Annotated in this window: 48 protein-coding genes; 3 read left to right on the top strand and 45 right to left on the bottom strand. The window is 61.1% G+C overall.

Annotated features, from left to right (window positions below):
* Positions 1-38: 38 nt before the first annotated feature.
* The 20 genes from KNJ79_RS04905 to KNJ79_RS05000 form a co-directional block, all read right to left on the bottom strand.
* Positions 39-995 carry a metallophosphoesterase gene (locus tag KNJ79_RS04905; RefSeq protein ID WP_317153008.1) on the bottom strand — a complete coding sequence of 319 codons (957 nt, stop codon included), beginning with the start codon at positions 993-995 and terminating at the stop codon, positions 39-41.
* Complete coding sequence (locus KNJ79_RS04910; RefSeq protein WP_317153009.1) at positions 976-1530, bottom strand: 3'-5' exoribonuclease domain-containing protein; 555 nt, start codon at positions 1528-1530, stop codon at positions 976-978. Before KNJ79_RS04910 ends, KNJ79_RS04905 begins: the two co-directional genes overlap by 20 nt.
* Positions 1527-1955, bottom strand: coding sequence for a hypothetical protein (locus tag KNJ79_RS04915; protein ID WP_317153010.1), 429 nt, complete (start codon positions 1953-1955; stop codon positions 1527-1529). The genes KNJ79_RS04910 and KNJ79_RS04915 overlap by 4 nt, the downstream gene beginning before the upstream one ends.
* Positions 1930-2139 (bottom strand): hypothetical protein, encoded by a 210-nt coding sequence (locus KNJ79_RS04920; RefSeq protein WP_317153011.1) that lies wholly within the window; start codon positions 2137-2139, stop codon positions 1930-1932. Before KNJ79_RS04920 ends, KNJ79_RS04915 begins: the two co-directional genes overlap by 26 nt.
* A 59-nt stretch (positions 2140-2198) precedes the next feature.
* On the bottom strand, positions 2199-2456 hold the full coding sequence (locus KNJ79_RS04925; RefSeq protein WP_317153012.1) for a hypothetical protein: 258 nt from the start codon (positions 2454-2456) through the stop codon (positions 2199-2201).
* Positions 2456-3412, bottom strand: a complete 957-nt coding sequence (locus KNJ79_RS04930) for an FAD-dependent thymidylate synthase (protein WP_317153013.1) — start codon at positions 3410-3412, stop codon at positions 2456-2458. The genes KNJ79_RS04925 and KNJ79_RS04930 overlap by 1 nt, the downstream gene beginning before the upstream one ends.
* Positions 3412-4458, bottom strand: coding sequence for an ATP-dependent DNA ligase (locus tag KNJ79_RS04935; protein ID WP_317153014.1), 1047 nt, complete (start codon positions 4456-4458; stop codon positions 3412-3414). The genes KNJ79_RS04930 and KNJ79_RS04935 overlap by 1 nt, the downstream gene beginning before the upstream one ends.
* Positions 4455-7115 (bottom strand): DNA polymerase, encoded by a 2661-nt coding sequence (locus KNJ79_RS04940; RefSeq protein WP_317153015.1) that lies wholly within the window; start codon positions 7113-7115, stop codon positions 4455-4457. Before KNJ79_RS04940 ends, KNJ79_RS04935 begins: the two co-directional genes overlap by 4 nt.
* Positions 7090-7290, bottom strand: coding sequence for a hypothetical protein (locus KNJ79_RS04945; protein WP_317153016.1), 201 nt, complete (start codon positions 7288-7290; stop codon positions 7090-7092). The genes KNJ79_RS04940 and KNJ79_RS04945 overlap by 26 nt, the downstream gene beginning before the upstream one ends.
* Positions 7287-8066 carry a hypothetical protein gene (locus KNJ79_RS04950; RefSeq protein ID WP_317153017.1) on the bottom strand — a complete coding sequence of 260 codons (780 nt, stop codon included), beginning with the start codon at positions 8064-8066 and terminating at the stop codon, positions 7287-7289. Before KNJ79_RS04950 ends, KNJ79_RS04945 begins: the two co-directional genes overlap by 4 nt.
* Entirely contained in the window at positions 8063-8344 is a 282-nt protein-coding gene (locus KNJ79_RS04955; RefSeq protein WP_317153018.1) for a hypothetical protein, read from the bottom strand. The genes KNJ79_RS04950 and KNJ79_RS04955 overlap by 4 nt, the downstream gene beginning before the upstream one ends.
* 53 nt (positions 8345-8397) lie before the next feature.
* On the bottom strand, positions 8398-9078 hold the full coding sequence (locus KNJ79_RS04960; RefSeq protein ID WP_317153019.1) for a hypothetical protein: 681 nt from the start codon (positions 9076-9078) through the stop codon (positions 8398-8400).
* Positions 9079-9167: 89 nt separating this feature from the next.
* Complete coding sequence (locus KNJ79_RS04965; RefSeq protein ID WP_317153020.1) at positions 9168-10808, bottom strand: DEAD/DEAH box helicase family protein; 1641 nt, start codon at positions 10806-10808, stop codon at positions 9168-9170.
* Positions 10801-11424 carry an AP2 domain-containing protein gene (locus KNJ79_RS04970; protein ID WP_317153021.1) on the bottom strand — a complete coding sequence of 208 codons (624 nt, stop codon included), beginning with the start codon at positions 11422-11424 and terminating at the stop codon, positions 10801-10803. Before KNJ79_RS04970 ends, KNJ79_RS04965 begins: the two co-directional genes overlap by 8 nt.
* Before the next feature lie 164 nt (positions 11425-11588).
* Positions 11589-12107 carry a hypothetical protein gene (locus tag KNJ79_RS04975; RefSeq protein WP_317153022.1) on the bottom strand — a complete coding sequence of 173 codons (519 nt, stop codon included), beginning with the start codon at positions 12105-12107 and terminating at the stop codon, positions 11589-11591.
* A complete protein-coding gene (locus tag KNJ79_RS04980) occupies positions 12104-12655 on the bottom strand; it encodes a nucleoside triphosphate pyrophosphohydrolase family protein (RefSeq protein WP_317153023.1) in 552 nt (183 codons plus the stop codon). The genes KNJ79_RS04975 and KNJ79_RS04980 overlap by 4 nt, the downstream gene beginning before the upstream one ends.
* Positions 12639-13133, bottom strand: a complete 495-nt coding sequence (locus KNJ79_RS04985; protein WP_317153024.1) for a YfbR-like 5'-deoxynucleotidase — start codon at positions 13131-13133, stop codon at positions 12639-12641. The genes KNJ79_RS04980 and KNJ79_RS04985 overlap by 17 nt, the downstream gene beginning before the upstream one ends.
* 107 nt (positions 13134-13240) lie before the next feature.
* On the bottom strand, positions 13241-13426 hold the full coding sequence (locus KNJ79_RS04990) for a hypothetical protein (protein ID WP_317153025.1): 186 nt from the start codon (positions 13424-13426) through the stop codon (positions 13241-13243).
* Between the two features lie 10 nt (positions 13427-13436).
* Positions 13437-14042, bottom strand: a complete 606-nt coding sequence (locus KNJ79_RS04995; protein ID WP_317153026.1) for an SOS response-associated peptidase — start codon at positions 14040-14042, stop codon at positions 13437-13439.
* An 82-nt stretch (positions 14043-14124) separates the two neighbouring features.
* Positions 14125-14436 carry a hypothetical protein gene (locus KNJ79_RS05000; protein ID WP_317153027.1) on the bottom strand — a complete coding sequence of 104 codons (312 nt, stop codon included), beginning with the start codon at positions 14434-14436 and terminating at the stop codon, positions 14125-14127.
* A 66-nt stretch (positions 14437-14502) separates the two neighbouring features.
* Between KNJ79_RS05000 and KNJ79_RS05005 the strand changes: the two genes are divergently transcribed.
* Genes KNJ79_RS05005 through KNJ79_RS05015 form a run of 3 tightly spaced genes read left to right on the top strand, consistent with a single transcriptional unit; the run spans position 14503 to position 15348 of the window.
* Complete coding sequence (locus KNJ79_RS05005; RefSeq protein WP_317153028.1) at positions 14503-14877, top strand: hypothetical protein; 375 nt, start codon at positions 14503-14505, stop codon at positions 14875-14877.
* Positions 14874-15044: a hypothetical protein gene (locus KNJ79_RS05010; protein WP_317153029.1), complete on the top strand. Its 171-nt coding sequence runs from the start codon at positions 14874-14876 to the stop codon at positions 15042-15044. Before KNJ79_RS05005 ends, KNJ79_RS05010 begins: the two co-directional genes overlap by 4 nt.
* A 1-nt stretch (position 15045) precedes the next feature.
* Complete coding sequence (locus KNJ79_RS05015) at positions 15046-15348, top strand: hypothetical protein (protein WP_317153030.1); 303 nt, start codon at positions 15046-15048, stop codon at positions 15346-15348.
* On the opposite strand, the gene KNJ79_RS05020 is transcribed toward KNJ79_RS05015, so the two are convergent.
* The 25 genes from KNJ79_RS05020 to KNJ79_RS05140 all read right to left on the bottom strand — a co-directional run bounded on the left by KNJ79_RS05020 (position 15329) and on the right by KNJ79_RS05140 (position 24156).
* Positions 15329-15595 (bottom strand): hypothetical protein, encoded by a 267-nt coding sequence (locus KNJ79_RS05020; protein WP_317153031.1) that lies wholly within the window; start codon positions 15593-15595, stop codon positions 15329-15331. The genes KNJ79_RS05015 and KNJ79_RS05020 overlap by 20 nt on opposite strands.
* A complete protein-coding gene (locus tag KNJ79_RS05025) occupies positions 15592-15885 on the bottom strand; it encodes a hypothetical protein (protein ID WP_317153032.1) in 294 nt (97 codons plus the stop codon). The genes KNJ79_RS05020 and KNJ79_RS05025 overlap by 4 nt, the downstream gene beginning before the upstream one ends.
* On the bottom strand, positions 15882-16037 hold the full coding sequence (locus KNJ79_RS05030; protein WP_317153033.1) for a DNA polymerase: 156 nt from the start codon (positions 16035-16037) through the stop codon (positions 15882-15884). The genes KNJ79_RS05025 and KNJ79_RS05030 overlap by 4 nt, the downstream gene beginning before the upstream one ends.
* Positions 16034-16330, bottom strand: coding sequence for a hypothetical protein (locus tag KNJ79_RS05035; RefSeq protein WP_317153034.1), 297 nt, complete (start codon positions 16328-16330; stop codon positions 16034-16036). Before KNJ79_RS05035 ends, KNJ79_RS05030 begins: the two co-directional genes overlap by 4 nt.
* A gap of 14 nt (positions 16331-16344) precedes the next feature.
* Positions 16345-16560: a hypothetical protein gene (locus KNJ79_RS05040; RefSeq protein ID WP_317153035.1), complete on the bottom strand. Its 216-nt coding sequence runs from the start codon at positions 16558-16560 to the stop codon at positions 16345-16347.
* A gap of 89 nt (positions 16561-16649) precedes the next feature.
* Positions 16650-17084, bottom strand: a complete 435-nt coding sequence (locus tag KNJ79_RS05045) for a DUF6557 family protein (protein ID WP_317153036.1) — start codon at positions 17082-17084, stop codon at positions 16650-16652.
* Positions 17081-17293: a peptide chain release factor family protein gene (locus KNJ79_RS05050; protein WP_317153037.1), complete on the bottom strand. Its 213-nt coding sequence runs from the start codon at positions 17291-17293 to the stop codon at positions 17081-17083. Before KNJ79_RS05050 ends, KNJ79_RS05045 begins: the two co-directional genes overlap by 4 nt.
* Positions 17290-17661, bottom strand: coding sequence for a hypothetical protein (locus KNJ79_RS05055; protein ID WP_317153038.1), 372 nt, complete (start codon positions 17659-17661; stop codon positions 17290-17292). Before KNJ79_RS05055 ends, KNJ79_RS05050 begins: the two co-directional genes overlap by 4 nt.
* A complete protein-coding gene (locus tag KNJ79_RS05060) occupies positions 17658-18371 on the bottom strand; it encodes a metallophosphoesterase (RefSeq protein ID WP_317153039.1) in 714 nt (237 codons plus the stop codon). The genes KNJ79_RS05055 and KNJ79_RS05060 overlap by 4 nt, the downstream gene beginning before the upstream one ends.
* Entirely contained in the window at positions 18368-18694 is a 327-nt protein-coding gene (locus KNJ79_RS05065; RefSeq protein ID WP_317153040.1) for a hypothetical protein, read from the bottom strand. The genes KNJ79_RS05060 and KNJ79_RS05065 overlap by 4 nt, the downstream gene beginning before the upstream one ends.
* Entirely contained in the window at positions 18691-19122 is a 432-nt protein-coding gene (locus tag KNJ79_RS05070) for a hypothetical protein (RefSeq protein ID WP_317153041.1), read from the bottom strand. Before KNJ79_RS05070 ends, KNJ79_RS05065 begins: the two co-directional genes overlap by 4 nt.
* 125 nt (positions 19123-19247) lie before the next feature.
* On the bottom strand, positions 19248-19412 hold the full coding sequence (locus tag KNJ79_RS05075) for a hypothetical protein (RefSeq protein ID WP_317153042.1): 165 nt from the start codon (positions 19410-19412) through the stop codon (positions 19248-19250).
* Between the two features lie 72 nt (positions 19413-19484).
* Positions 19485-19661 carry a hypothetical protein gene (locus KNJ79_RS05080; RefSeq protein ID WP_317153043.1) on the bottom strand — a complete coding sequence of 59 codons (177 nt, stop codon included), beginning with the start codon at positions 19659-19661 and terminating at the stop codon, positions 19485-19487.
* Entirely contained in the window at positions 19658-20122 is a 465-nt protein-coding gene (locus tag KNJ79_RS05085; protein WP_317153044.1) for a hypothetical protein, read from the bottom strand. Before KNJ79_RS05085 ends, KNJ79_RS05080 begins: the two co-directional genes overlap by 4 nt.
* Positions 20123-20389: 267 nt before the next feature.
* Positions 20390-21196 (bottom strand): GP88 family protein, encoded by an 807-nt coding sequence (locus tag KNJ79_RS05090; RefSeq protein WP_317153045.1) that lies wholly within the window; start codon positions 21194-21196, stop codon positions 20390-20392.
* An 11-nt stretch (positions 21197-21207) separates the two neighbouring features.
* A complete protein-coding gene (locus KNJ79_RS05095) occupies positions 21208-21636 on the bottom strand; it encodes a hypothetical protein (protein WP_317153046.1) in 429 nt (142 codons plus the stop codon).
* Positions 21636-21854 carry a hypothetical protein gene (locus KNJ79_RS05100; protein ID WP_317153047.1) on the bottom strand — a complete coding sequence of 73 codons (219 nt, stop codon included), beginning with the start codon at positions 21852-21854 and terminating at the stop codon, positions 21636-21638. The genes KNJ79_RS05095 and KNJ79_RS05100 overlap by 1 nt, the downstream gene beginning before the upstream one ends.
* A complete protein-coding gene (locus KNJ79_RS05105; protein ID WP_317153048.1) occupies positions 21851-22246 on the bottom strand; it encodes a hypothetical protein in 396 nt (131 codons plus the stop codon). Before KNJ79_RS05105 ends, KNJ79_RS05100 begins: the two co-directional genes overlap by 4 nt.
* Complete coding sequence (locus KNJ79_RS05110) at positions 22243-22482, bottom strand: hypothetical protein (protein ID WP_317153049.1); 240 nt, start codon at positions 22480-22482, stop codon at positions 22243-22245. The genes KNJ79_RS05105 and KNJ79_RS05110 overlap by 4 nt, the downstream gene beginning before the upstream one ends.
* Positions 22479-22634: a hypothetical protein gene (locus KNJ79_RS05115; RefSeq protein WP_317153050.1), complete on the bottom strand. Its 156-nt coding sequence runs from the start codon at positions 22632-22634 to the stop codon at positions 22479-22481. The genes KNJ79_RS05110 and KNJ79_RS05115 overlap by 4 nt, the downstream gene beginning before the upstream one ends.
* A complete protein-coding gene (locus KNJ79_RS05120) occupies positions 22618-22917 on the bottom strand; it encodes a hypothetical protein (protein WP_317153051.1) in 300 nt (99 codons plus the stop codon). Before KNJ79_RS05120 ends, KNJ79_RS05115 begins: the two co-directional genes overlap by 17 nt.
* Entirely contained in the window at positions 22907-23134 is a 228-nt protein-coding gene (locus KNJ79_RS05125) for a hypothetical protein (protein WP_317153052.1), read from the bottom strand. Before KNJ79_RS05125 ends, KNJ79_RS05120 begins: the two co-directional genes overlap by 11 nt.
* Positions 23131-23454, bottom strand: coding sequence for a hypothetical protein (locus KNJ79_RS05130; RefSeq protein ID WP_317153053.1), 324 nt, complete (start codon positions 23452-23454; stop codon positions 23131-23133). Before KNJ79_RS05130 ends, KNJ79_RS05125 begins: the two co-directional genes overlap by 4 nt.
* On the bottom strand, positions 23451-23660 hold the full coding sequence (locus tag KNJ79_RS05135; protein WP_317153054.1) for a hypothetical protein: 210 nt from the start codon (positions 23658-23660) through the stop codon (positions 23451-23453). Before KNJ79_RS05135 ends, KNJ79_RS05130 begins: the two co-directional genes overlap by 4 nt.
* Positions 23653-24156, bottom strand: a complete 504-nt coding sequence (locus KNJ79_RS05140) for an endonuclease VII domain-containing protein (RefSeq protein ID WP_317153055.1) — start codon at positions 24154-24156, stop codon at positions 23653-23655. The genes KNJ79_RS05135 and KNJ79_RS05140 overlap by 8 nt, the downstream gene beginning before the upstream one ends.
* Between the last annotated feature and the right edge of the window lie 115 nt (positions 24157-24271).

Consider the following 24271-nt stretch of genomic DNA (forward strand, 5'->3'; position numbering starts at 1 on the left):
GGCATCGGTGGCGACGTGCGAGACAACGCCAGCAGCGGTCAATCAACCACTTCACTGAGCCTCTCCTCGATGAACTCGCGGACCTCCGGTGTCAGCGGCTTCAGCTTCTCGGCAAGGATGCTGGTCCAGTCGAAGTCGCCGAGCGAGACCTCTCCGGCCTCCCCGTTGTCCTTCGACGCCCGTTTGGCGGTCAGCGCGAGGCAGTCGAGATCGTCGGGGAGTTCCTCGCCCTCGGCGAGGAGGACGCGCACGCACTTGTCCGCGAGATCGTCGCGCGCCTCGAGCTCCTCCAGCGTCAGGGTGACGTAGAGCGAGCCGTCGGGGTCCTCGGCGTGGCTGTAGGGCTCCATCGAACCGGTGCAGATGACGGTGTGCCCGTCGACCTCATACTCGCCCGGCAGGTGATAATGCCCGGAATAGATCGTAAGCCCGTCGCCGAACTTCGCCTTGAGCGCGGCGGTCGGTGCCATGTGGCTGTCGTCGCCGCCGAACGACTGGAGATCCCAGTGGCCGATCGCGACCTCGACCCGCCCGTTGTCGTAGAGCTTCTCGACCTGATCGAGTGCGGTGCGGCTCCATTCCCACGGGAACAGAGCCAGCCCGTCCTTGATCCACGGACGGCGAACAATGGTGACTTTAGGGTGGCCGTCGAGGAGAGCCTCGAGCATCTCAAATGCACCGATAACTTCCAGCTTACGCGGAAGGTCGTGGTTGCCCGCGAGGAGCAGAATCTCGTTGCCGGTTGCCTGAGCGGCTGCGTCGATCGCGACATAGGCGTCGAGCACGACCTTGTAGCCGACGTGCGGGTGATCGAAGAGATCTCCGACCATGACGACGATGTCTGCCTCCTGCACGAGTTGCTCCTGAAATTTCTGGAGCTGCCGGCACTCGCGCTCGCCGCGGCGGTGTAGGGGGACGCCGGCTTCGAACCGGCGGCCGAGATGCGGGTCGCCGATGAGAGCGACCCGCTTCCCGTTATTCAGCGAGAACTTCATGGAATACCCCGTTCTTGGCGGAGAAGAACATCTTCAGCTGCTGAGCGCAGTCAGAGAGCGCGTTGTGGGCGACTCCGGCTTGGATGAAGCTCATGTCGATGTGCTCGGCACCGCGATCGCGGCACGCGGCGATGTAGGTGTTGAGGTCGCGCGCCTGCCGGTAGTGGAATGGCATCGGGCGACCGAGCTGTTCGAAGTGGCTCGCGAGCATCGGCCAGTCGAAGCTGAGGGGCTTGGACCAGAAGCGATAGCCGTTCTGCGGGGCGTCCTTGGTCACCCACTTCGAGAAGTCGACGAAGACCTGCTCGGCGTCCTCTTGGCGAGCGATGATGCTCGAATAAGTGGACGAGTGCTGGCCCCAGAATTCGCGCGTGCCCTCGTCCCAGAAGCGGTTAGGGAGAAGCGCAGGGCAGCGGTCGAAGACCTCGCCGACCGCCTGCTCCTCGAGATTGAACTTGATGGCTGCGAGCTGCAGAATACCCGAATGAGCGGGCTTCGTTCCGGTGGTCTCGAGATCCACCATGATATCGGTCATAGTTGCCAAGGGGTGAGGTCCTTAAATTTGGCCGACGCCTTTCCTGCGGCGACGGCTTCGCTGAAGAATTGAGCCGTCATCTTGAACCACCGCCCGAGGCCGTAGCTGAAGATGTAGAAGTTGTAGGGGCCGCCGACCAATGCCTGCCTCAGGGCAGCAGATCGTTGGCCACGTTCGATGTTGGAAAAGGGGAAGCTGGTCGCAGATTGAACCGACTTGACCTCGGCATATTCAATCGTAGCGTTCTGCGTGACGAGGAAGTCCGCAGGCTTGGGATAGTCAGCCACGGCACGACCACCGTTGCGGCCCCTAAGATCGGACTGATCCCAAAAGCGCTCGATGACGACGCCAGGGCGCTTGCGCATCGTGTCGAAAAACGCATCCTGCGCCTCGCTGCCATCATTCTTCCGGCGCGACGAAGCCACGACCACGCTCCACGATAACGAAAAACCAAACGAAGCAGATTGCGGAAACGAACCGCATCACCGGTTGCCACTGGGCCGGGTTCCAACTCAGGCTGACGAATGACCCCAGTAGGTAAACGAGGGTCAAAACGATCAGCGAGGAGATCAGCTTGGCTACGTAGTAAATCAAAGGGAAGTCCTCCATTTCTGAAGGACTTCCCTACGCAACCTTGACGGGAGGCGCGTCTCGTATCGAGGCAGTCGCTATGCGACTCCCTCGTTTGTGTAACCCGGTAGGAACCGAACCCCGTGGGTGTTCACCTTTGCCGGTCGCCAGACGAAGCCGCAGCCCTGACAGGCGTGCGTGTGGTGCGCGACCTCGGCAAACGCCTCCTCATCGATATGACGAGTGCCGCACTCGGGGCAATGAAGAATCATCGGAATCGTATAGTCGGAGGCGAGCTTCGACGCTTCGAGAATGAAGCCGGGTTTCGGCGGCGGAATGCGACGATAGGAAACCATCAGAGCATGTGCCGATACTGGCGGAAGCCGACGAAGTTGCCGTGCTCCTGTTCGTGAGCCCACACCTGATAGAGATCGCCGTCCTCGCCTGGGCCGTCCATCAGATTGTCCGCCTGCGCGACGTGCTCGGCCGGGCTGGCGTGGATCGGGGTGCTGCTCACCAGCTTGTCGTGCAGCTCGATCGCTCGATCCATGGTCATGTCGAAGCCGTCCACGGTCTTGTAGCTTGTCGAGGCGCAGCGGGCGACGGAGAGTTTAATCGCCTCTTCAGATGCCAGGAACTGAGTTCCCTGAATAACCCCATCTGAAATGTCGAGCCGGAGAGAGAGGGTCCCATCGTCCTCACGCTGAGAATTGACGAACGGCAAATGCCATTCGCCCGGCTGCAGCTCCTGAATGTCCTCCTCGCGTTCGAGGCACTTCCTGATCTCGCGCGCGAGGATCTGGATGTGCGGCTCGGCGGCCTCGTGGTCGCGCAACTCGAGGAAATTGTCCCACTCGGTACCGCTGACGAGGACGGTGATATGTGCGAACGGCTCGAGCAGGCGGTTGACGATCTGCTTGTGGTATCCCGCCTTGGCGAAGGTGTGGGCCATCTCCACCGCCTTGTCGCGGGCGCGTAGCCATTCTTTCTCGGCGTCGAAGGTGACACGCGAGTCCGGCATGCAGTATCCGCCGTCGATGACCATCTCCACCGTGGGAGAGTGAACGGTCGCCTGCATGCCCTTCTGGTTCAGACCCCAGAACACCGGCACGAACGGGTTTTCGATAACGTCCTTGATCAGCTTCTCGACCGGGATGGCGCGCGAGCTCGCTGCGTTCCGGCTGAAGACGCGGTGCGTCATGAACTCGGCATGGATGCACCGCGGGTAGCGGAGCAGGAGGGTGGAAAGGACTTTGTCCGGGGCCGCGGCGTTGCGCGATCGGAGGATGGCGGTCGAAGAGATGGTGGTCATCAAAGCGTCCTTTCCGCGCCGTGGAACTTGGTCGCGACGGGGAAACGCGGGACGCCGTCGGGGGTGAATTGGAAGAACTGAACGGTCACGACCTTGTGGTCCTCGTTCAGCAGCTCGCGGGCGCGCTCCTGCGTGCCCTTGATGCCCGCGCCGAAGGTGCGGCCGTCCGGGAGGCGACAGATCGCTCGCTTGGCCATGCCAGACCAGTTGCCGAGCCCTTCCTCGATCGAAACGAGCTCGAACTCGTCGTCGACAAACTCCTTGCGCTTGCGCAGCGCCTTCGAACGCTTCTGCTCGTAGGCGGCGTCGGCGCGCCAGATCGATCCCTCGTAGCCCTCCTCGAGCCAGAGACCGTGGGCCTCGTCGTAGTCCTCTTGGCAATTCACGCGGATCGTCTCGACCTGATGAACGCAAAACATCTGCTCGGTGAAGATCTTGTCGTAGAAGCGCGAGCTGAAGGCCTCGTCACCGGGTAGATCGTAGACGTGATACTCGACGACCTTGGCGGTTTCGGCCAACTGCTCGGGCGTCGGCTTTTGCTTGCGCACGAGGCTGATGATCTCGTTGAAGTTGTCCTTCAGCTCGTGATTGTAGAGCTCGCCATCGAGAACGAGCGACGGTGTGTGCTCGAACAGTGGCGCAAGCTCAGCAATGATGTGGGGGCAACTGGTGATCGGCTTGCCCTGGCGGCTGAACAACCCGTCTTTGGTCGCGATGCAACGCACGCCGTCGAGCTTCGGCTGAGCGAAGCCCGGCTCGAATACCTCGTATTTCTCTGCCAGCATCGGCTTGAAGAAATGGGCGCCGCCGTCGATGTCCTCGAGACGCTCGTGATACTCGCGCGTCAGTTTGTGTTTGTAGGCCGCATCGACCTCGAACTGAGCCTGCTCGTCGTCGGTGCGACCCTGCTTGCCAACGCACTGCGTCCATTCGCTGACAACCAGCTTGCCGTCGAGGAGGCCGGCAACGGTGCGGTGGCGACTGCCCTCGCGCTCCATCGACCAGACGCGGGTCTTGCCCTTGGAATCCTTCTTGTAGATTTTCACGCTACTACCTTTGCTTTTCCGATGTCATTTGCCGGCACCTTGGTGTCGGCGAGGAAGTTGACGACCCGAGCGACGATGTCGTCGGGGAGTTTCTTGCCCTGCAGTTCGGGCGGGATGAGGTCTTCGTATGGGGCGGCCTCGTCGAGCTCCCACTGGGAGAACGGCGTGGCGTTGTAGGGCCGGAAGGTCTTCCCGATCGACACGGTGCAGTCGAGCGGGAGGGTCTTCACGACATTGGGATGCGTGCACATGGCCTTCCGCAGCAGCGGGATGAAGATCATCACGACATCGCGGTGGACAGAGAACACGAGCTCGTCGTGGATCGGCATCATGAAGCGGACTTTGTCCGCGATGCCGGCGGCTTCGAGCATGGGAGTGAGGTTGAGGATCGACTGTTTGGCCAGCGTTGCGCAGGAGCCCTGGATCATAGCGTTGACCGCCTGATTGCGGGCGCGACTCTGGATGCGCTTGATCGCGAGCTCGGCATAAGCGTTCAGGCTCGGCGAGGCGTCGATCTCGGCGAACTTGTGACGCATTGCCGAGGCCCACGCCTGTGTGGCCTCGTAGCGCGCACGGCGGTGGCCGTCGGGGAGCGTGACAAAGCCGAACTCGGTCACCTCGGTCTGCGTGTCGACCCGCCACTTTTCAGCAAGCGGGAAGCGCGCGCGGTAGCGATCGACCGCTTCCCACATTTCGTCGCTGGACCAGCCGAGGTTTCCGCCCACGGTCGAGAGCGAACCCGAATACCAGTAGTTGAAGTTGGCGCCCTTGCCGACCGGGGTGCCACGGGCGTGCTTGAAGAACGCCTTGGGCTCCATGATCGCGCCGGTCGCGGTGTTGCGCAGGATGCGGCCGTTCGGGTTTTCGCCGAACTTGAAGAGCTTGAACTCCTCCTCGGTGAGCCCCGGCAGGGTCTTGACGGCGAGACAATCGGCCGCGGCGCCGGAGTGAAGGTCGCCGTAGGGGAGCTGACCAAAGACCTCCGCGAAGCCGGGATCGTTGCTGAAATCGCCGATCAGCACCAGCTCGACCGACGACCAGTCGGCCGAGACCACGAGATGGTCGTCATCATCCGCGAGATAGAAGCTGCGGATATACGTCGAATTGCCCTGCTTCGCGAGCTGCATGGGGTTGGGGAAGGACGCCGCGAGGCGGCGCGTGGCCAGCTTCGAGCTGATCGACGGATAAACGCGGGACGTTTCTGGATCCATCAGCTGGGTGTAGGGCGTGAGATAGAGCTTCATGCGCTGCTCGATCTCGGCCATTTCCTGCAGCGAGGTCAGGATCGCCTCGGTCTGCTTGTCCTCCTCCTTCTGGGCGCGCAGCATCATGCGACCGCGCACCTCGGCATCACTGCCGACCTTGCCGTCGCTGAAACGGATCTTCAGGCCCATCAGGTCATAGAGGATCGTCCGCATTCCGTGGTAGTGGACGAGGTTCAGACGGCCGCCAGCGAGCTTGATGCCCTTCTCCTCGGCCCAGGCATTGCCGATCGGGTTCGAGGCCTGCGTGCACTGCTCGTAGGCGTCCTCGCTGTCCGGCGTGCTCGCCCATTCGGTGATCTGCTTGCGCTTTTTCTCCCAGTGCTTCTCGTACCAGTCCTCATGCTCGGCGAGCTTCTCGTTCTTCCCCTCGGGGAAGGGCAACAGCTCCTTGATCTGGGCTTTGAATTTGCGGAGCACGGTCGCCATGTTCTCGCGCTCGACACCCTGACGCTCGTAGACCTGCTCGAGGTCGAGGCGGAGGCCGTCGCGCCACATGTTGGCATAGTGACGGACCATCGGATTTTCGGTTCGCAGGAATGCGACCAGCGCAGCTGGGTTCTCGGCCAGCATCCGCTTCTCGAGTTCGCGGAACACGCGGACGGCCCAGTAAGCGTCGTCGGCGCCGTAATCGACGACCTGCTCGCCGGTGAGCTCGCCCATATGAGACGCGCCGTGTGCCTTCAGCGTCTCTTCGAACGTGGCCATCTGGTAGCCAAACAGGCTCTTCACCAGCTTCTTAAGGCCGTAGCCGAGCGCGAGAGCGTCGACGTGGCCGTTGTAGCTGTGGGCTGCCTTCGACGTCTTGCTGATGAACTTGCCGAGCATCTCGGCCTGATCGCTGTTGAGCTCGCGCCCGCGGGTGTCGGGGTCGTAGCCCGAGAAGGCCATCTTCGCCGCCTTGGCAATCTTCACGAACCCGTTGAGCGGTTCATCGAGGAAGCGGCGGATCTCGTACTCGTCGGGGCCGTGATGTGACACCGCCATCTGGAGCGTGCAGACCACGTTCTCGAGAATGTACTGCCAGCACTGCTCGAGCATGACGAGCTCGAAGGCCGCGTTGTGGGCAACCCGGATCGCCTCAGGATTTATCCAGGAGAGGATCTCCAGGACCGCCCCGAGCGCAAGCCGGTTCTCTTCATCGGCGTGCGCCGCGTTGATGTAATAGGCCGTCTCCGACCCCTCGGGGTAGAGCGAGATACCGGTGATGACCGTGCGGCGGTGATCGAAGACGTGGCGCTTGCCGTTGTTGTAGGCGTTCAGGCCGTCGTGGCGGTCTTCGTCCTGCGTTTCGATGTCGACGCCAACGCACAGCGCGGCCAGAAGCTCGGCACGGAGTGCCTCGAGCTCGGCCTCGGTGGTGCGGGCGTCAATGAGCTTGGATGAAATGGACAAAGATCTGGTCCTGCCGGTGCTGAAAATAGTCGAGGACTTGAGGGGGCGTGAGCTCCGAGGTCTCGGAGACGGTGCTGATCAGGGGGATTGTCGCGTCCGCCAGGGCGTCGAGCACATCAGAGGGCTCGACGCCGGCATGAATTTCGTCACGGATCAACTCGATGAATTTGTTCAAAGAAAATACCTGCTGAGCAGCGCCTCGGCTGCGATCGGATCATTGTTCCCCGGGATCGCGCCCTTGTTCAGGGCGTCCTCGGGGACTTCGAACATGTGCGTGATCAGCAGCATGTTCTGGAGGACTTCGAGATTGCCGGGCTCGTGGAGCCACGCCATCACGCGGGAGGGGAGAGGGATATGTTCGAAGGCGTGAAGCGAGCCGAGCCTGATGGCCGCTTCGAGGTCGGGCCAATAGGGTTCCGATCGTTCCCACGTCAGAGGCCCGAAGCCGACGACGCCGGAGATGTTGTCGGAACTGTCACCGCGCAGAGCCTTGTAGAGCGGCACCCACCGCGGCGCTACGACGCGGGCCTCGCGCCGTATGCCTTCGATCTTGATCAGGGGGTTGGCCTCGAGCTGGAGATAGTCGAGGTCGTTGCTGTGACAGGTGACGGGAATGCCGCGCGCGGCGAAGCGGCGGGCGAGGGTGGCAACGACGTCGTCGGCCTCCCACTCTTCGACGCAGAACTGCTGAGCGGGGCTCAGCGTGAGCAATTCGCGGAACAGCCGGATCTGAGCGAAATGATCCTCGGCCATGGGCTCCCGCTTGGCCTTGTATGCTGGATAGAGCGCCTTGCGGCGGTCGTTGTGACGGGCGCCGTCCCAGCACCAGATATGCGAGCCGGTCTGGGACCGCTCATATTCCTGGCGGAGGCTGAGGCGCTTTTGACCGGGGAGGGACGGCTTCGTCATCGCGCGAAGCCGCACGTTGTTGCCGTCGTAAATGTGGATCACGGGAAAACCTCTTTGCGCAGAAGTTCGACGCCGTCGAAGAAGCGTGCGTCCGAACGATACAGGGCCTCAGCGCGCTTGAGCCCGTAGTGGACCGCCTTCTTGTCCTTGATCAGGAACTTGGCGATCCGCTTCTTGCCCCAGCCAATGTCTTGGTGGAGCACCATGGATACTGCCCATCGGACGCGGCACGTCGCGGGCATGCGCCCCTCCCGAAACACGTCCGTCTCATCGGAAAGGCCGAAATAGGCGGACGCGACACGAACAAGAAGGGCGCCCAAATTGGGCGCCCTTCCGTTTGCAGGTGGCGGGGGGGCGACCACCTGCACGATCGTCAGAGGACTTCGAGCTTCTCGAAGCGGACGACGCCCCACTCGTTGTTGTTCGAGTTGGTCTTCTTCTCGTGGATGAATTTCACCTTGAGGCGAGCCTCGAGAAGCGAGGGGTCTTCCTTGTTCAGCTGCTTCACGAAGCGCTGGAATTCCTTGTAGCCGGTGAGCGACGGCGTGTAGCCGATCTCGAGGCCGGCCTCGAACGTGGTCGAGGACTTCGGGTCCTTGACGTCCTCGGCGAGTTCGAAGGGAATTTCGACGGTGTCGTAGGGACCATCGACCTTGTCGTTGGTCTTCTGCAGGCGAGCGAGTTCGGCCATGAAATTCTGGCCGCCCGCCGCCGTGACGCCGTCATAGCTCTTCACGAAGGTCGTGTTGCCGCCCGTGTTGGCGCGGATCTGGCTGATCACGACGACGTCGGACATGTCGACGATGCCGACGACTTCATCGAGGAGACCCTTGAAGTCGCTGCCGATCTTCAGACCTTCGGTCTTCGGCAGCAGATAGGTCTCGACGAGGATGCCGGCGTTGTCGTTGACCGACTGCAGCGTGCGCTTGGCCGGAACGCCGCCCGGCTGCTGAAGCGCGGGGGGCTGGTAGGTCGGGACGTCGGGAGCCGTGTGGTTGGCAGCGGCGGCCTCGGCCTGAGCCATGACATTGTCGAGTGCAGATGCGGTGCTCATAAAATCAAACTCCAATATTGAATGTTCGGATTGAACCCGCGAATCCTACGGACGCGGGTTGATTGGGTCATGTTGATAAGAAGAAGTCGCTATGCGACTTGTAAGATACGTCGAGTGGGGTCGACCTTATTGGCCGTTTCAGATTTGATCTTTACGATCTGATATTTTCGCTGATCAACGCTGTTTTTATACTGCACGAAGATCACACGAAGCGTCGTGGTGCGATTGCCACGGCTCCCGCGTCGATACGCCTGGAGAATGTTGGTGTCCTTGTAGTCGATCGATATGAAGACCACGATGTCCGCTCTTTCCCAGTTGAAGCCGACGGCTACAGTGGGTCCGGACCCGACGATCGCATCGAGCTCGCCCGCGCAGAACGCTGCGTCGATCCGAGCTCTTTCTTTCGCCGAGACATTTGCATTGATCAGGCCGACGCGAAGCCCTTGTTCCTCAAGGACTTTGACGCAGCGTTCTTGCTCGGGTTGGAGTTGGGCGAAGACCAGCATTGGCCGGCCTTCAGTTGCGTAGGCGGCAAGGAGCTTGTCCTTGCCAGTGACCTCGCCCTTGGCCAGCCCCATCGTTTCGGGGTGGGCCATGATTTGTTGGGCGCGGATTAGGTTGACGCCGGGGAGTGTGCCGTCGAGCACGCGCATGTCGTCGAGTTCCAGCATCGCTTGCTCGTGGAACTCATCGTATTTTTCCCGGCACTGCGGCCCCATCTCTACGACCTTGGTCTCGAAATGGACAGGCTCGTCGCCGTAGACCTCCTCGAAGGTGTGGCGGACCGAGTGGCGCGCGAGAATGGCTTGGATCTTCTCGAAATTGTGCCACAGCTCGACGCGGTCGAAGTCGTCGTATTTGAGCGCGTGCTCGTCGAGGAACCCTTGCTTCGAGCCATAATAGCGGGGCTCGATCGCGTGGATCGCAGGGAAGGCGCTGTCGAGGCGGCCGTCGATCAGCGTGCCGGTCATGCCGCAGAACTGGCTGCATCGATCGGTGACGAAAAAGAAACTGTCCGTCTGCTGGCTATCCGCGGTGCTGTAGCCCATGTGGAGCTCGTCGACGAGGAAAAGGTCGATCTCGGGGATCGTGTCCAGCAGTCGCTCCCAGTGCGAGCGCAAAAAGCTGAACGTGCAGATGAACACCTTGGCGTCGCTCGCCGCGGCGATCAGATCCTTGGCTTCTTCATCCTCGAAAAAGATGTCGTATTTCGGTTTCCCGTCGGGGCCGAGGACCGGAAAGCACAGGGCAGGTTCCTTCGGCAGCTCGCGGCTCGGCGCCGCCTTGCCGACCGTCCACCAGCCGGGGCCTTGCTCGTTCTTGAGCGGCGAGGGATAAACCAGCTGGCCCGGTCCGTCGTAGTGGTGGGTGTTCGTGACCTCCCCGGACGCGAGCCGGATGCGCATTGAGCGGACGCGCTTTTGCCGCGTGAACGTCGGCCCCGTCCAGTTCCTGGTGAGCGGCGCAAAGTCGCTCTCGAGGATCGCGATGTCCTCGGGCTCGAACTCGGTAAAGAGCCCGAACTCGTCCTTGTTCTTCTCCATCAGCGACTTGGGCATGGCCCAGATCGTCTTCCGGCCGTGTCTGGTCCAATGGTAATAGGCGAGGACACAGACCACCCCGGTCTTGCCTGTCCCGGGGTCACTCAGATTAAGCGATTTCTTCGCTCCGATATGAAAGGCAAGATCAGATGCTTGGTAGGGGCGGAGCGTGTAGGGCGGATCAGCCATAGTTAAGCTCAGCGAATTGCCCGTGATACTTTCTCGCGGCACTGTCGTAGGCGCGAGCAGCGTCGTCCTCGTCCGCAAACTGGCCGAGGCTGATCGGCTGACCTTGGAACTTTATGACCGCGCGCCACAGGCCGTTGTCCGGCCTCCAATACACGCCCTTATGCTTGCTGCTGGGGCCGGCCTTGAGCTTTCGGGACCAGGCGCGCCGATGTTGCGCGCTTTCAGTTTTCGTAACTACCCGGAGGTTGCCCCTCCGATTATCCAAGGTGTCATAATTCACATGATCGGCGATGAGCGGGTCGCCTGGCCCGAGCCCGAGAACAAACCGGCCCAGCTGAACCGCCCGGCCGTCAATCTTGGCACGCGCAGTAACCGGGTGAGCTCGCGTGTCGTCGCCAACCGCAAACCACTTGTGCTGAATAACGGCTTCAAGATCCTCCGGGGAAATCTTCGACCAGTATCCCCGGGTCAAAGGAATCTCGGGACCTCCCGGGGCAAATCGATAGCCCCGACGTAGGTCGCGATAATTCTGAACCAGTTCTGCGGGATCAGTGTCGTGCTCGATGCACTCGATGAGCGCATCGAGCAGGTCTCTGTCGTTTTGAAAGTTAGCCACGTCGTGGTCGTCCTAGATGAAAATCGCCGCAGGCCGCGCAGTGGTAGGCTTGCAGCTTTTGTCCGTTGCCTTTTCGACGGCAGAACGACCGGCGCGCCTTTTCGGCGGCCGGTCGGCTGGGGTAGGAGATCTTTCCGGAACACCCCTTCACCTCGGGGAAGGGGCTATACTGAAGCATCCCGAAACACCCGGTTGGTGATGGCACGGAAGACGAAGTCGAAGAGCTGGCCGACCCAGCTGAAGATCGAAGTGAACTCGGCCACGATCAGGAACGGCCAATAGGCGATGCGCGAACCGATCCGCCGGGGGCAGTCCCGCGGACTGGGCGGGTCCGAGCGGAACCCATAGAGGCCAAGCATCGATTGGCGCGTTGTGTCCTTGCGGAGTGTCGCCAGCGCGGCCTTCACCTCGACCATGTCCTGGTACCAGCGGAAGGCCGACCATCCGAGGCCGATCGCGAGATAGGCGCCGAACCCGAGCAGCCATGTGGTCGTCGACAGCTGCGGAAGGGGCAGGCTGTCGACAACGAAGTGAGCCACGATGGTCAGGCCGGTAAGCCACAGGGCGACGAACCAGACCGGGATGTCATCATCCCGGTCGCCGCCATACCCGAGCGCGGCTGCGGGCACGAGAAGGCCGATGACGAGGGCGATCCAGAAGATCAGGGAGCCGAACTCGATCACAGCTTCTTCCCTCCCGCCGCTGCGCGGGCGTCGGGCTTGTGGTCGGCGCGCTGCGCGTTGTAGTCGCGCTTCTCGTCGGTGACGGACTCGATGTCGTAGCCGTAGGTCTCGGCGATCACATCGACGATGAAGAGTGCCTCGCCGAGGCCCTCGGCGAGCTGCTCATGCCGGCCCTTCCGGTGGCCTTCCATCGCCTTCGAGATTGCGTTCACCGCGTCCATGATACGGTAGGAGTGATCGTTGCCGCCGATCTCGTTGGCTTCCGAAATGAAGCCTTCCACGATGTCGCCGACAGCGATGCCGAGCTTGCCGCACAGATCGAAGATACGGATGCGGGCATCGGCGAGCTCAACCGCGAAGCTGTCGAGGTGCGGGAGATGCTGGTCCTTGCCGCCGGACACGAAGCCTTCATCAGCTTCGGACAGCTCGGTGACGACGAGCATCAGCTTGGTAGCGACAAGCTCGGGGGTGACTTGATCGGGCCACCAGCCGGCGTCGGCGGAGGCCTTGTGGAGTTCGATGCAGCGGGCATTAAGACGCGAGTTCATAGAAACGCTCCATGAAAAGTTCGTAGGCTTGGTCGGGGGTGAGGGGGTCGAGACACAGGTCGTCGAGGGGCGGGTCCTCCACGCCGTGGAGAACCTCCCAGTCGGAGAAGTCCTGCTTGATCAGTTCCTTCTCGACCTTGAGCATCTGAAGGTCGGCGAGCTTTACCTCGGGTGGCAGCGGGAATTGAAATCCGAACTGGCGCGCCATCTCGGTCTCGATCGAAACCTCGAGGTCTTTGAATGCCGGGAGGGCGACCTTCAGCGGCGTGGTGATGTCGTTGGTGAAGGCCTCGGACGTGTCGTGCATGAGGCCGGTGAAGGCGAGGTCATCCGGCACCAGCCGGCTGACGTTCACCGCGTGTTGCGCAATCGAGTAATGCCAGGGCAGGTGCCCTGCAAAGCGGCAGTTGTTTGCGAGGGGACGGGCAATGTCCTGAATATTGATCAGGGAATTGCCGGGGGCGGCGTAATCGAACATCCCGCCTGACAGGAGTCCGATACCATGGGTTAGTTGGATCGACATCCAGCCCAATTACGGGCGTATGGATTCACCGTCGCGCCAGTTATTAGAAGTCGCTGTGCGACTTACGTAATATCAGTCGGTGCGCTATCCGGATCGGCGTTGAAGCGGTCGGCCGCCGCTTGCGCTCTCTCGGCCGTCGAATAGGTCTCTATCAAGCTGGTTCGGTTTTCGACGGCGCCCTTCATCTCGACGCGGACAACCCAATAATCGCCATCTGGATCGGGGCCTTGCACTTCGAATGTCGGCATCGCTCCCTCCTCAAATCAACGTCGGGTCTTCGACCGGCTTCCGCTTGAACCATGGCTCTGTCGTGCGATCAACGACCAGTCTGCTTGCCGGATACTTCCGCACCAGCGCCGTCGCTTCCTCGGCGGGAGCGCGCAACCATGCGTCATGCTCGTCGGGATGCAGAATCACCGGCATTCGATCGTGAATGTCGAACAGATCTTCGGTCGCGTCGACCATGACGCCGGTATAGCAGTCGCCCCATTCGTCCGACGGCCGCCATAGCCCGGCCCATGCCGCGACAGGCTGATCTTCGACGCTGATCCATGTGCGCGTCATCTTGCCCTTCGGCCCCTCTGCCTCGGCAAAGGCGGTGAAGGGGATGAGGCAGCGATGCGCGGGCGTCACGAACCAGTGCTTCCAGAACGGCGTCAGCAGTTTGTCATCACGGGCGTTGTTGACCGGCTTCGGCTTGCTGGTCGGCTTCATGCCCTTCAAGCGGACAGGGAAGCCCCAAGTCATCGATTGCAGGACGCGGCGGCCTTCATGATCGCGGACGACGATGCCGGGATAGCCGGGGTAGACCTGCTCGGGCACGTTGAAGGTTCGGGTCGGCGTGGCCCGGAACAGGTCGGCCATCTCCTGGACCGCCGTCTTCGCCTCATAAAGATTACACGTAGGCGCCTCCTCGCTCGCGAGCATGACGCGCCCGCTCCGAGAGTCAACGCCGCCGCTGAACTTCGCGCTTCCACTCTCGCATATCCGCGAACGGTAGCCTCACCGTCGCGTCCTTCATCACCAGCTCGATCGACGGACCCTGTTTGACGCGCCCGGCCTGAAAGCACTTCGTGCAGCGGAGCCGACGCGGCACGGCATAGAGGCGTTCATCCCAGCCCCGGCGCCGGAACCATGCCCAAAGGTCAATGCTTTCGAGGATCGCCCAATGTCCGCAGGGGCAACGCGCGAGGATGTTCTTATGGAACACACCCGCATCAACGAGGTCTCTCGCTTCATAGACATACTGCCGACTCATGACTCGACAAATTAGAACGAAAGTGGAACATTTGAGCAAGAGACAGAATCGAGTCGGAGACGAAAGATGGAAACGATCGACCGCAAATACCGCGGGCTTGAGCTATGGGACGTCGACGACGTCGCGCCCGAGATCAGGAACGAAGCGACCGCATCCGCGCTTGCAGTGCTGGATCAGAAGGGCGTGTCGCCTTTGGAGGCGCGCGTGGCTCAGTTCACGCTCGAGGCCATGGACGACAAGGGCGTTCTCGACAAGGACGACCCGAAGAAGCACGGCCTGAACATGGCGCATCTCGAAGCCGGACAGGAGGCCCATGCGGCGGCGCGCAAGGTGATCGAGCGGCTGGCCCCCAATCGCGCAGAGCCATATCTGATGCTCGGCGTGGCCGAATGGGCGCTGGAAGAGTGGCGCGAGACCGAGGCGGACCCGACGAAGGCATGACACCTGAATATCGACACAATGGACCGACGCCGACCGAGCGGATTGCCGACTATCTCGATAGCAGGGCGGATCGCTTCGCCAAGGAGAGCAGTTCGGACGCTCGCATCAGGGCCAACGCGCTCCGGGTAGAGGCGTCGAATATCCGTGCCGGGCTGATTGAGGGCTGATATGCACCGCATCGAGCGCGATGACCTGCGACACCACATCTTCATCGCTCTCAAGTGTGTGCGATCTGGGAAAAACGGAAAGGGCAAGCATCCTGTCGAGGAACTGCGCGATATGCGCATCCTGTCGAACCTGACCGAAAAAATCCTCAACATGGTCGACAGCGATCATCGGATGGTGATCAGCACCGAGCCGAAGGTGAACGGCTACGGAACCTTCGGCAAGTGGGGAGTCGATGAGCCTTGGCCTCAGGGGTGCGAGCCGGGAGCTAACGACCCGCCGCCGCCTAACGCCGATCGTCACTGAATAGATGAGGAAAATCGGCAATAGCGTCGGCTAGATCAGCAGGCGCGACATAATCGGGCCACTCGTCGAGGTCGTGGCGCAGCCAATCTTCGGCGAGCTCAGTGGTGCGTTCGATCGCGACGATCGCAATACGGACCTCGCACTGGTCATCACGGGTTCCGTCGAGATATGCCTTTCGCATGGCATCAACACCACGCTCGTTTGCAGCGATCTCCCGCGCCATCGCTAGCACTTTGGGGTGGGTCATTGGCCCTCGTCCGGCGCAAATTTTCGCATGACCGCCTCAAATGCTACCTTCCGGCGCTTAGCATACAACTCATCCATTTCGATGGGTGCGCCGTCCGGGGCGTGCTCGTGTTTGATCTGGAACGTGAGCCAGTCGGCCAGCGCTTGCTCCTGTTCTGCCAGGGCATGAAGCGCACAATCATAGATACGCTTGGCCTCGGCGTTTCTGCGAAGGATATGGTGTGCCTCTTCAACTCCGATGCCGAAAGCTTTGTCCAGGCGTTGGCGGGCGCGATCAAAACAGGTGCTCATCGCCTTTTCTGGCTCCCGATGATCCGCATCTCGATCACCGAATAATCGCCGGTCTTCGGATCGATCTCGGCAAGAAACGCTTCGCGGATTTTGCGACCCGTCTCGGTGCGAATTGGCACGTTCTGAATGTTGGGCTCGGTCGGCTTTCTCATGTCCGTCTCCACACGCTCATGTGCTCGTCCTCGCGCTGCGTCATCAGGATGACATTCTCCGGCCAGTCCCAGTCAAGAGCAAGGACAAACTCCGCAAACTCGGCCGCATCGACGAAGTAGTTGTAGCCGGCGCTGTATTCGCGCCACTGCGGATGCTTGGTGCCTCCACCGTGATCCGCGACATCCTTCAGAGGCCCAAAATTCCTCTCTGCGAGCCAATCGGTTACGGCTTTGATCAAGCGCGGGTCCTCGGCGGGTTCGGTGAACAGGCAGACGCCCGTGACTCGACTCATATATCAGGAAATCCTTACAGAACAGCGCGAACGGAGAGACCGAGGGGGAGAGGCTCCCAACGCCGCGGATTTTTCACGACGTGAACCAGCCCGAGCTTACGCAGGCGCTGGCGAGCCCTGTCCTCGATCCGATCGGCACAGCCGAGTTGCTGGCCGTCGCAAACGCGCTTCAGGAAATTTTTCTCGACAAGGCTTAGCTCTTGGGCGATTGTCGTCACTTCAACGGTCATGGCTTCTTCACCTTATAGAGGTGCGGGAAATCGGCAACGGCGTTGGTGGGATCGAGGCCACCTTTGCGGGGACGGGGCCGTGAAATAGATCACGAAAAATCCCGCTGAACTGCGTCTGCAGCGTCGACAATTTGGTTGTAGCGCTCCAGAGCCTGTTCCGGCCAACCCGCATAGGTCATCTCGTAGTAGAGATGCGTGGCGATCTCGTCGAGATTGAGGGTGACCCCCTCACAAACGACAGGAAGAAGCTTCCAACGCCCCCACGGCTCGAATTCGATCGCCCAGTTAGTGGCTTCCGCATCCCGCCCCGAGACATCGATCCGCTCATCACCGTCGTCCTTGCGGGAGGAAATTAGGACGACCATGCCGTCTCCCTCATCCACACCGATCGAATTGTTAAGCGTAGTCCGAAATTTCAGGACGCTCTCGACGTTACCCCAACCATCATCGGGGCCGTAGTGCGAGCAGTATATTTCCGCGACCCGATGCGGGTCGGAGGCGTTGATGATTTGACTGACATTCATGCTCGATACCTCGGATGCGTGACCGCGCTAAGGATCATATCCATCGCGATCATTCGGTTGATGTGCTGCGAGCGGCCGATGTCGACGCAGGCCGTGATGCCGCTCGGGGTGTGGGTGACCCTGACCCCCGCGGGGCCAGAGCCGACGTGCTGCCCCCCGGGTTCGCGCGGGGGCCAGGGTTCGATCTGGAGGTGGTCGGGGTCGATCACGCCATCGCCCTTTCCTCGTCGGTGGCGGGGCGAATGCCGGCGCATTCGAAGTCCATGTCGTCGTCGGTGGTCCAGCCGTCGCCTCGGCGATAGACCGCGGTGACACCCTCGACGACAAACCAGCCTTCGCGCTTGGGGCAGTCGGCGATCGCTTCCATCGTGTAGTCGAGGAAACCGCCATAGGCATGCTCGTAGCTGGCAGCGCCGTTCCCACCTTTGATGACTGTGCAGGTTTCGATCTTGAAGCCTTTCCAGTCCCAGCGTTCGTAGGGATCGTCGTCGGAGATGACCTCGATCAGGACGTCTTCGGGGGAGGAGAAGTCGAACTTCTCTTCGGGTTCGGGTGAGGGGTCGTCGGTGAAAATCATGTCTCGATCTCCATCGTCAGCGGACGCCAATCCGGGTTCTCGCGCGGATAGCCGCGCGGGTTCGTCACGATGCGGACGCCCTGCACGACGACATCCGTCGCCGCGTGGGTGTGGCCGTGGTGCCAGACCGCGATCTTGTGCCGATGCTTCGCCAGCAGCGGCTCCATGTGCGGGTTCCAATACCATTCGTTCGAGAACTGGCCCTCGAAGCGCGGATCGAGCGAGGCCATCGCTGGGGCGGTGTGGGTCACGACGATCGCCTTGCCACGGATCTCGGTCAGCATCCGATCGACGAATGCCGCGTCGCGCAGGGCGAGCGCGTTGGCCTGGCTGGCGTTGATGCCGATCAGCCGACTGTCGTTCATATACGAGCGCCAGTAGGACTGGTCCGAAACGCAATACCAGCCGTTGCAGCCGACGAGCCAAAGCCCAGACACGACCTCGAACGCCATGTCTTGCTCGAGGCCGAGCTCAAAAGCCGTTTCGGTGTCCTCGACCGTCCGACCCTGCGCCGCGTTGGCGTAGTGCTCGTGGTTGCCGTCGACCGCGAAGACGAAGTGGCCCTTGCGCTTCAGCTTGTTGAGATACTTGAGACCGACGAGGCCGTTGCCGCAGTCGCCGGCAACGATCACGTTCTGCTCGAGCGGCGGGGTCTTGGGTTGCGGGTGGTCGAGGTGGAGGTCGGAGACCAGGCTGTATTTGAAGGTCATTCGCCGATCTCCACCATCTCGCGCAGCGCCTGTCGGCGGGGAGTGTCTTCGAAGGCCCGCTCCGCTTCGATGATGGCGTCGGCGAGAATAGTCGACAGGATCTGCTCAGCGGCGTTCGACACGAACGAGAGCGCCTCGCGGGCGCGCGGCGTCGATCCCGCAACGAGCGAAACGCTCAGGCGCAGGACCTCGTTTATGGGACGCCCCTCGGCGTATTCCTTGAACCAGAGCAGGGCGTCGGCGGCGCGTATGCGGTGACCCGCGGCGCGGGCTTCGGCCTCGTCACGCTCACGCGCTTCAGCAACCTTGATAGGGTCGATCATGCCGCAACTCCGATCACAGAGATTTCCCAGTTTTCATTCGTCGGAGGGCCGACGATACCGTTGCCGCTTGGGTCGCAGACGATCTCGCCATCGAGAACGACCACGCTGTGCGTGACGCCGATCCGCGACGTGCCGCAGAGGATCATCGGCGTGTGCGGATTGGTCTTCGACGCGATCCGTAGGACGGTCTCGAGGGACTCGTCGGCGTAATAGGCAAAGCGCGCCTCGGCGAGGCCGCGCTCGGCCAGCCAACGGGTTTGGCGTTTGTGCCACCAGTTGGGCGAATCTCGCCCTGCGGTCGGGTCGTCGCAGAAGTGCGGAACTTCGGAGGGGTGAAGGTCGAGGATTACTGCGATGCAAGTGCGCTGGCAGTCGCCGTATTGCCCGTTTTCAGGGTCGTGCTTAATCAGCTGCTGATGTGGGGTCATGTCGGTTCGCCCTTTCGAGGCGCTTGATCGTGATTACCGATCTGCCGAAGCACTCGGCGGCCACCTCGGGGGTGGCCCATTCGAGTGCTTCGAGAATTGCTTGGCGCTCTTCCGGACCGACGCAGCTACGCCGCAAGGTCGATCTCCGAGCGAATGTCGTTGGCGCGGGCGCGGTAGATTATCGCGGTGCCGCGGTGGTAGTGGCGATTTTCGAGGTCACGCTCGCCACGGGCGTCGTGCTTGTCGGCGAGCTGTTCAAACCAGTTGGCGATCGACTCTCGGTCGGACATGATGATCTCCTGCGAAAAAGGGATCACCTTCCTAATGCCGAGCGGAAACGATTTCCGCATCGGCGAAAGAAGTCACACAGCGACTTGGTGTGGTTGTGCGAGAACTGACGAAATGCGGTTCCGAAGAACCGCCGACGACGTCCGCGCGGCGAGCGATCGCAGGTCGTCCCGCGCGACGCGCTGGACCAGCGGGTTGTTGGGGCCGGCTCGATTGAGCCGGGAAACGATCTCGAAGTATTCTTTGATCAACCGAACACCTTTCGGCAGAATTCCGGGAAGGGCGTGTCGAGGTAGCGCGCGAAGCGCTCGAGCTCGGCGAGCGTCCAGTTGTGTCGATACGGCCGCTCGGATGCGAGGCGTTGCTGTTTCGCCGACAGGCCGGTGGCCATGCTGATCGTCAAAGCATGGTCCCGCTGCCGGGCATCGTACATGAGGTTGGCGAGGCGGTGGCGAACCATATCGCTGTCCGACGTAATGCCGACAGGCATCTTGTCGCGCTCGGCTTTCGCCGCCTCGGCCGAGTCGTAATCGAGTCCATGCTTCTTGATAATCTCGTAGCATGTGACCTTGCAGTGATCGAGCGGCATGCCCACCAACATGCTGATCGCTTTCAACGACGTCTTTTCCTTCAGAAGAGCAAGGATCTGGTCCTCTCGCTCATCCAGAAGGCTCTGGCGCCGTTCCAGTGCACTGACTGTTCCATGGGTCACGGAGAAACACTCCCGAATAGAATTCCGCGACGTGCTTGGGAGGCTCTTTTATGGCTTCCCTGACTTCCAGAAGCAGGCGGACTTTATCCTCATCTTCCCGAATTTGGGCGGGGGTTTCCGTCTGTAGCCACTGGTCGAACAGGGCGCTGAGAACTTCGAAAAACACATCTTCCGAAATTGGTGTCATTGTAAAACTCAGCCCTTCGGGTTGCTCGAAGGGGGAGGCATAGCCGCCCGAAGGGCTATCACAAAATTGAATCGTGCAGGCTAGGCAGCCAACAAGTCGCTATGCGACTTCTGCACAAATCCTGACGTGTCGGCCTTGCCCTTTAGGCCTTTGACCTTCAGCCCGACGACGCAGGGACTTGGATCTGCGGGACGATAATCGGTTTCGTCTCCGTCGACCACGGGGAGACCCAGGTATTCGCTGGGAATTTCAGCGGCGGGGAAGACCACCGCTATGTTTCGGCCACGTTTCATTTCTGCGATCACTTCCTTCATGTTGTCCTCCTTCAGCGAGAAGGTCAGGTGGTAGTTTCCCAGCGATTCGCGGCCGGGGATCGCAGTGTAATCATAGAACTGGAGTGTAGGAAATATCCTATCGATCACGTTTTGTTCCCTATCTGAGACAGGAAATTTCCTCGCGAGATAGGCCTTAACCTCAGGAAAAAGAATGAACTTTTTCTTTTCCCAGACGATATCGCTCGTCCCGTTCAATCTTATCGCGGGCTTCATGCCCTTGCGCTCCGCGCGAATCGCGTGGGCCGCGATCTCTAGGGCAAGGATGTTCATGAAAAGGTTACGGTCGTCGAAGAAAAGTCGGGTGCGCTTGAGCCTCGCCTGTGTCTTCGTCGTCATGTAGGCCGGCGAGCCGGCGAAGTGGAGGCACGCCGCCGTGCAGCCGGCGGATCGCTTGGGGCAGACCTCGCGGCCCGACATGTTGCCGGGCGCGAGGTGGAGGACGGCGGTGGAAACGTTGAGTTTGTCGTTCTTGGCAACTTTGGGGTTCGATCCGAGATCGGACAGTAGGGTGCGGACCCCCGCGCGGGCGCGGAGGTCTGCCAGCAATGTCATTGGACTGATCCTTAGTCGGGAAGTTCGAGAGGCGGCAACGGCGCCTCGATCTGGGCGATCCGTGTTTGGATCTCTTCAAAGGTCATGGTTTTGAGGTCGCCGATCGAAATCGAAGGGCCGAAGTCCATCGACGACTCGTACTCCACACGGTGAGCGCCGGGGATGTAGATGACCCCGCCCGGGCCATATCCACCGCCCGCAGCCCACCAATGGTGGTAGGCCAGGCCATGCCTAATGGCGAAGTCGTCGAACGGATCGACACGGGCATAGTTGGCCTCGTCGATCCAGATGTCGAAGCGCTCGTCCTCGACGAGGGTCTTGCGAACGTCGTCCTCGCCCTGGATATAGCTCTCCTGCTCGATCAGTTCGAGCAGCTCGTCGTAGGCTTCCTGCGTCAGCTTTCCGCCGAGCTGGAAATAGGCAGTGGTACGGTCGCCCATCAAAAGCTCTCCGCATAGGTTTCGACGATCGAGGCGCCGGGAAGATTGCCGGGGTCGATCAGTTGAATGAGACAGGCGCCGAGATCGTCCTCGAACATGGCGCGGGCCTCGTCTTCAGTATGGTTGGGGTCCTCCGCGAGGAAGGATGCCGTCGCGCGATCGAAGAGAAGGCCTTCGTCGGTGATTCGGACCTCGATCACGACATTGTAGATGCTCACTTGCCAAGCTCCTGAAATCGCCACGCCACGCACTGTGCCAGGACGGCCAGCCGCGGCAGGTCGCAGTTGTGAATTTCTTCCTCGACCGAGATGCGGTCGAGGGTGTCGTTGGTGAGTTGGAGTTGGGGGAGGGAGGGCGTTGAACCCTCCTCGGCCGCACCGGAACCATCCGGCTCCCCCGCAGTCAGTCGGACAATCTCCGCCGATTGCATGTCGATGACAGTGTTCAGGTGGAACTCTTCGTCTGCCCACCGCTGAGCGAACGCCATCAGGCCGGCCTTGTCGATCGGAATGTCGACCTGCTCAAACTGCTTGTTGATCGCGCGCGCGTCGGCCTGCGTCCCGGCGAGGACGACGCGGCCGTCCTCGGCTTTGGCTTTGTAGAAGATCACAGCTCGTTCACCGTGTAGGTCGCAGGGAAGGTGCGGTCTTCCCACGCCGCGTCGAGCGCATCCTCCAGCAGCGAAACATCGATTTCGGGACCGAACGCAGGAACGCGCCCGTCCAAGGTCTGATACTGCCAAAAGCCTCCGTGCTGGGGGTCTTCCTGGGCGAAGGTCACACCGACTACATCGGGGTGATGCTCGCGGACATGGCGTAGCGCGATAGCGATTGAGGCGGGGATCATTCTTCAACTCCTGTCCAGAGCAGGGCGTGCTGACCGAAACACAGGTGCCAATAGCGCCAGTATTTCAGAGCTTGCGGGTCGCTCCGTTTGAACTTCTTGCGGTGATATTTGCGTAGGCGGTTGTGCTTCCAGCGGTCACGCTTCGTGATCATCGGCATACACCCACACCCACGCCATGACGTAGGCGCCCTCGTCGCTGGCCGAGACCACGGCGTGGTCGTCGATCTCGCACTCGCCGTCGCGGACGAACGGGAGATCCTGCGCGGCGGCGCGATAGCTGGGGTTTTTGGCGTCGGGGGCGAGATAGGTGTCGATGCGGTTGAGCAGCAGCGACGTCTCGTCCTCGGTGAGGGGACGTCCGGCTTCGAGATAGTCCTTGAGAAGAGCCATCTCGCCGTTCGTGAAGCAGACCCAGGTCGCGCTGTCAGTCGACATCTTCGACCTCCTCGACGTCGTCGTCGACGGAGACGATCGTCATGGCAGGTGACACCGAAAAGTCCGGCAGATCCTCGTGGTCGAAGGGGAGACCGCTCACGTCGTAGTCGGTGTCGATCTCGCCCTCGGCGACAACCACGGCCCGGGCTTCTTCAGGGGTGTTCGCCTTCACATAGGCAGTGGCGGCGACTTGGCATTCGATGCGGAAAAGCTTCATGCTTCCTCCTTCACGAAGACCGAAAAGTCCCCGTAGAATTTGCCGTCGTGCTCGACGAGACCGTCGACGACGGGCAGGTGGTGGTCGGTGGGGTGGACATCGCTCAGCTCACGGCCGCCTGCCCACGATTTCATCTCGGCAAACTTCTCGGGGAAGAACTCCTCGATGACATCAAGATGCGCTGCGATCTTGATGTCGCACATGTAGGTGACGTGGACGTATTCGAGCGGGCCGATTGTCGGCCCATCGAAACCCCAGTCGTCGAGCTGTTCGTCAGGCGCGTTGCGGCCGTGGAAGAGGTGCAGATAGACGCCGGTCACAGGAGAGCCTCCTCAACAGCGACGAGCTCGTTGATCGCAACGCGCACGCGGCGCGCCGCTTCTTCAGCGTCGTCCGAGAGCTCGATCATCAGAAAGGTGAACAGGGTGTCGCCGATGTCGTGGATTTCATCGGGCTGAACGTGTTGGAATTCGCCGTCGGCATAGACGTCGGCGACGATCCGCTGGGCGCGGTTGAATTTACTCATCAGAATGCTTCCTCAAATATTCTATCGCCTGCGTGAGCAGATCAGGGCGGTCTTCAAAGCAACCCAGCCCTTTGTTGCAGTTGGCACAAAGTAGGTCCCGCAAACGCCCCGATGCGTGGCAATGGTCGACGGCCAAAGAAGCCGGCTTGCGTGTGGCGTGATGAATGTACCGTTCAGGCCGCTTGCAGATCGCGCAGACACCTCCTTGCTCAACGAGCATCCGGTCGTAATCCTCAGGGGTGCAACCGAATGCTTTGAGACGTCGCGCTCGACCTTTCCTGCGCGCCTCTTCCGGATTCTTCCAGTATCCGTCGCGCTTTTGCTTGGCCTTTCGTTGTCTGTCGCATTCGCGACATTGACTCGCCAAACCAAACGGTCGACGACTGGGACTTGGGCAGAAATCTTCCCAGGGAAGTTCGCGCTTGCACTTGCTACAGAGGGCAATTCGCAATTGGCGGCGGCGCTTGGCTTGAGCCATTTGCTCTATCGTCGGCATCCCGAGCGTATGCTCGCGGTGCAAGAACATGTTCAAAACCTAGCGCCGCAACCTCACTCCACCACCCGGGGCACAAGTTCGAGACGATCTGAGGTGGTGGTCATCCAGAGCCTGG

The organism is Sphingopyxis indica (assembly GCF_032879645.1).
GTDB classification, from domain to species: Bacteria; Pseudomonadota; Alphaproteobacteria; order Sphingomonadales; family Sphingomonadaceae; genus Sphingopyxis; species Sphingopyxis indica.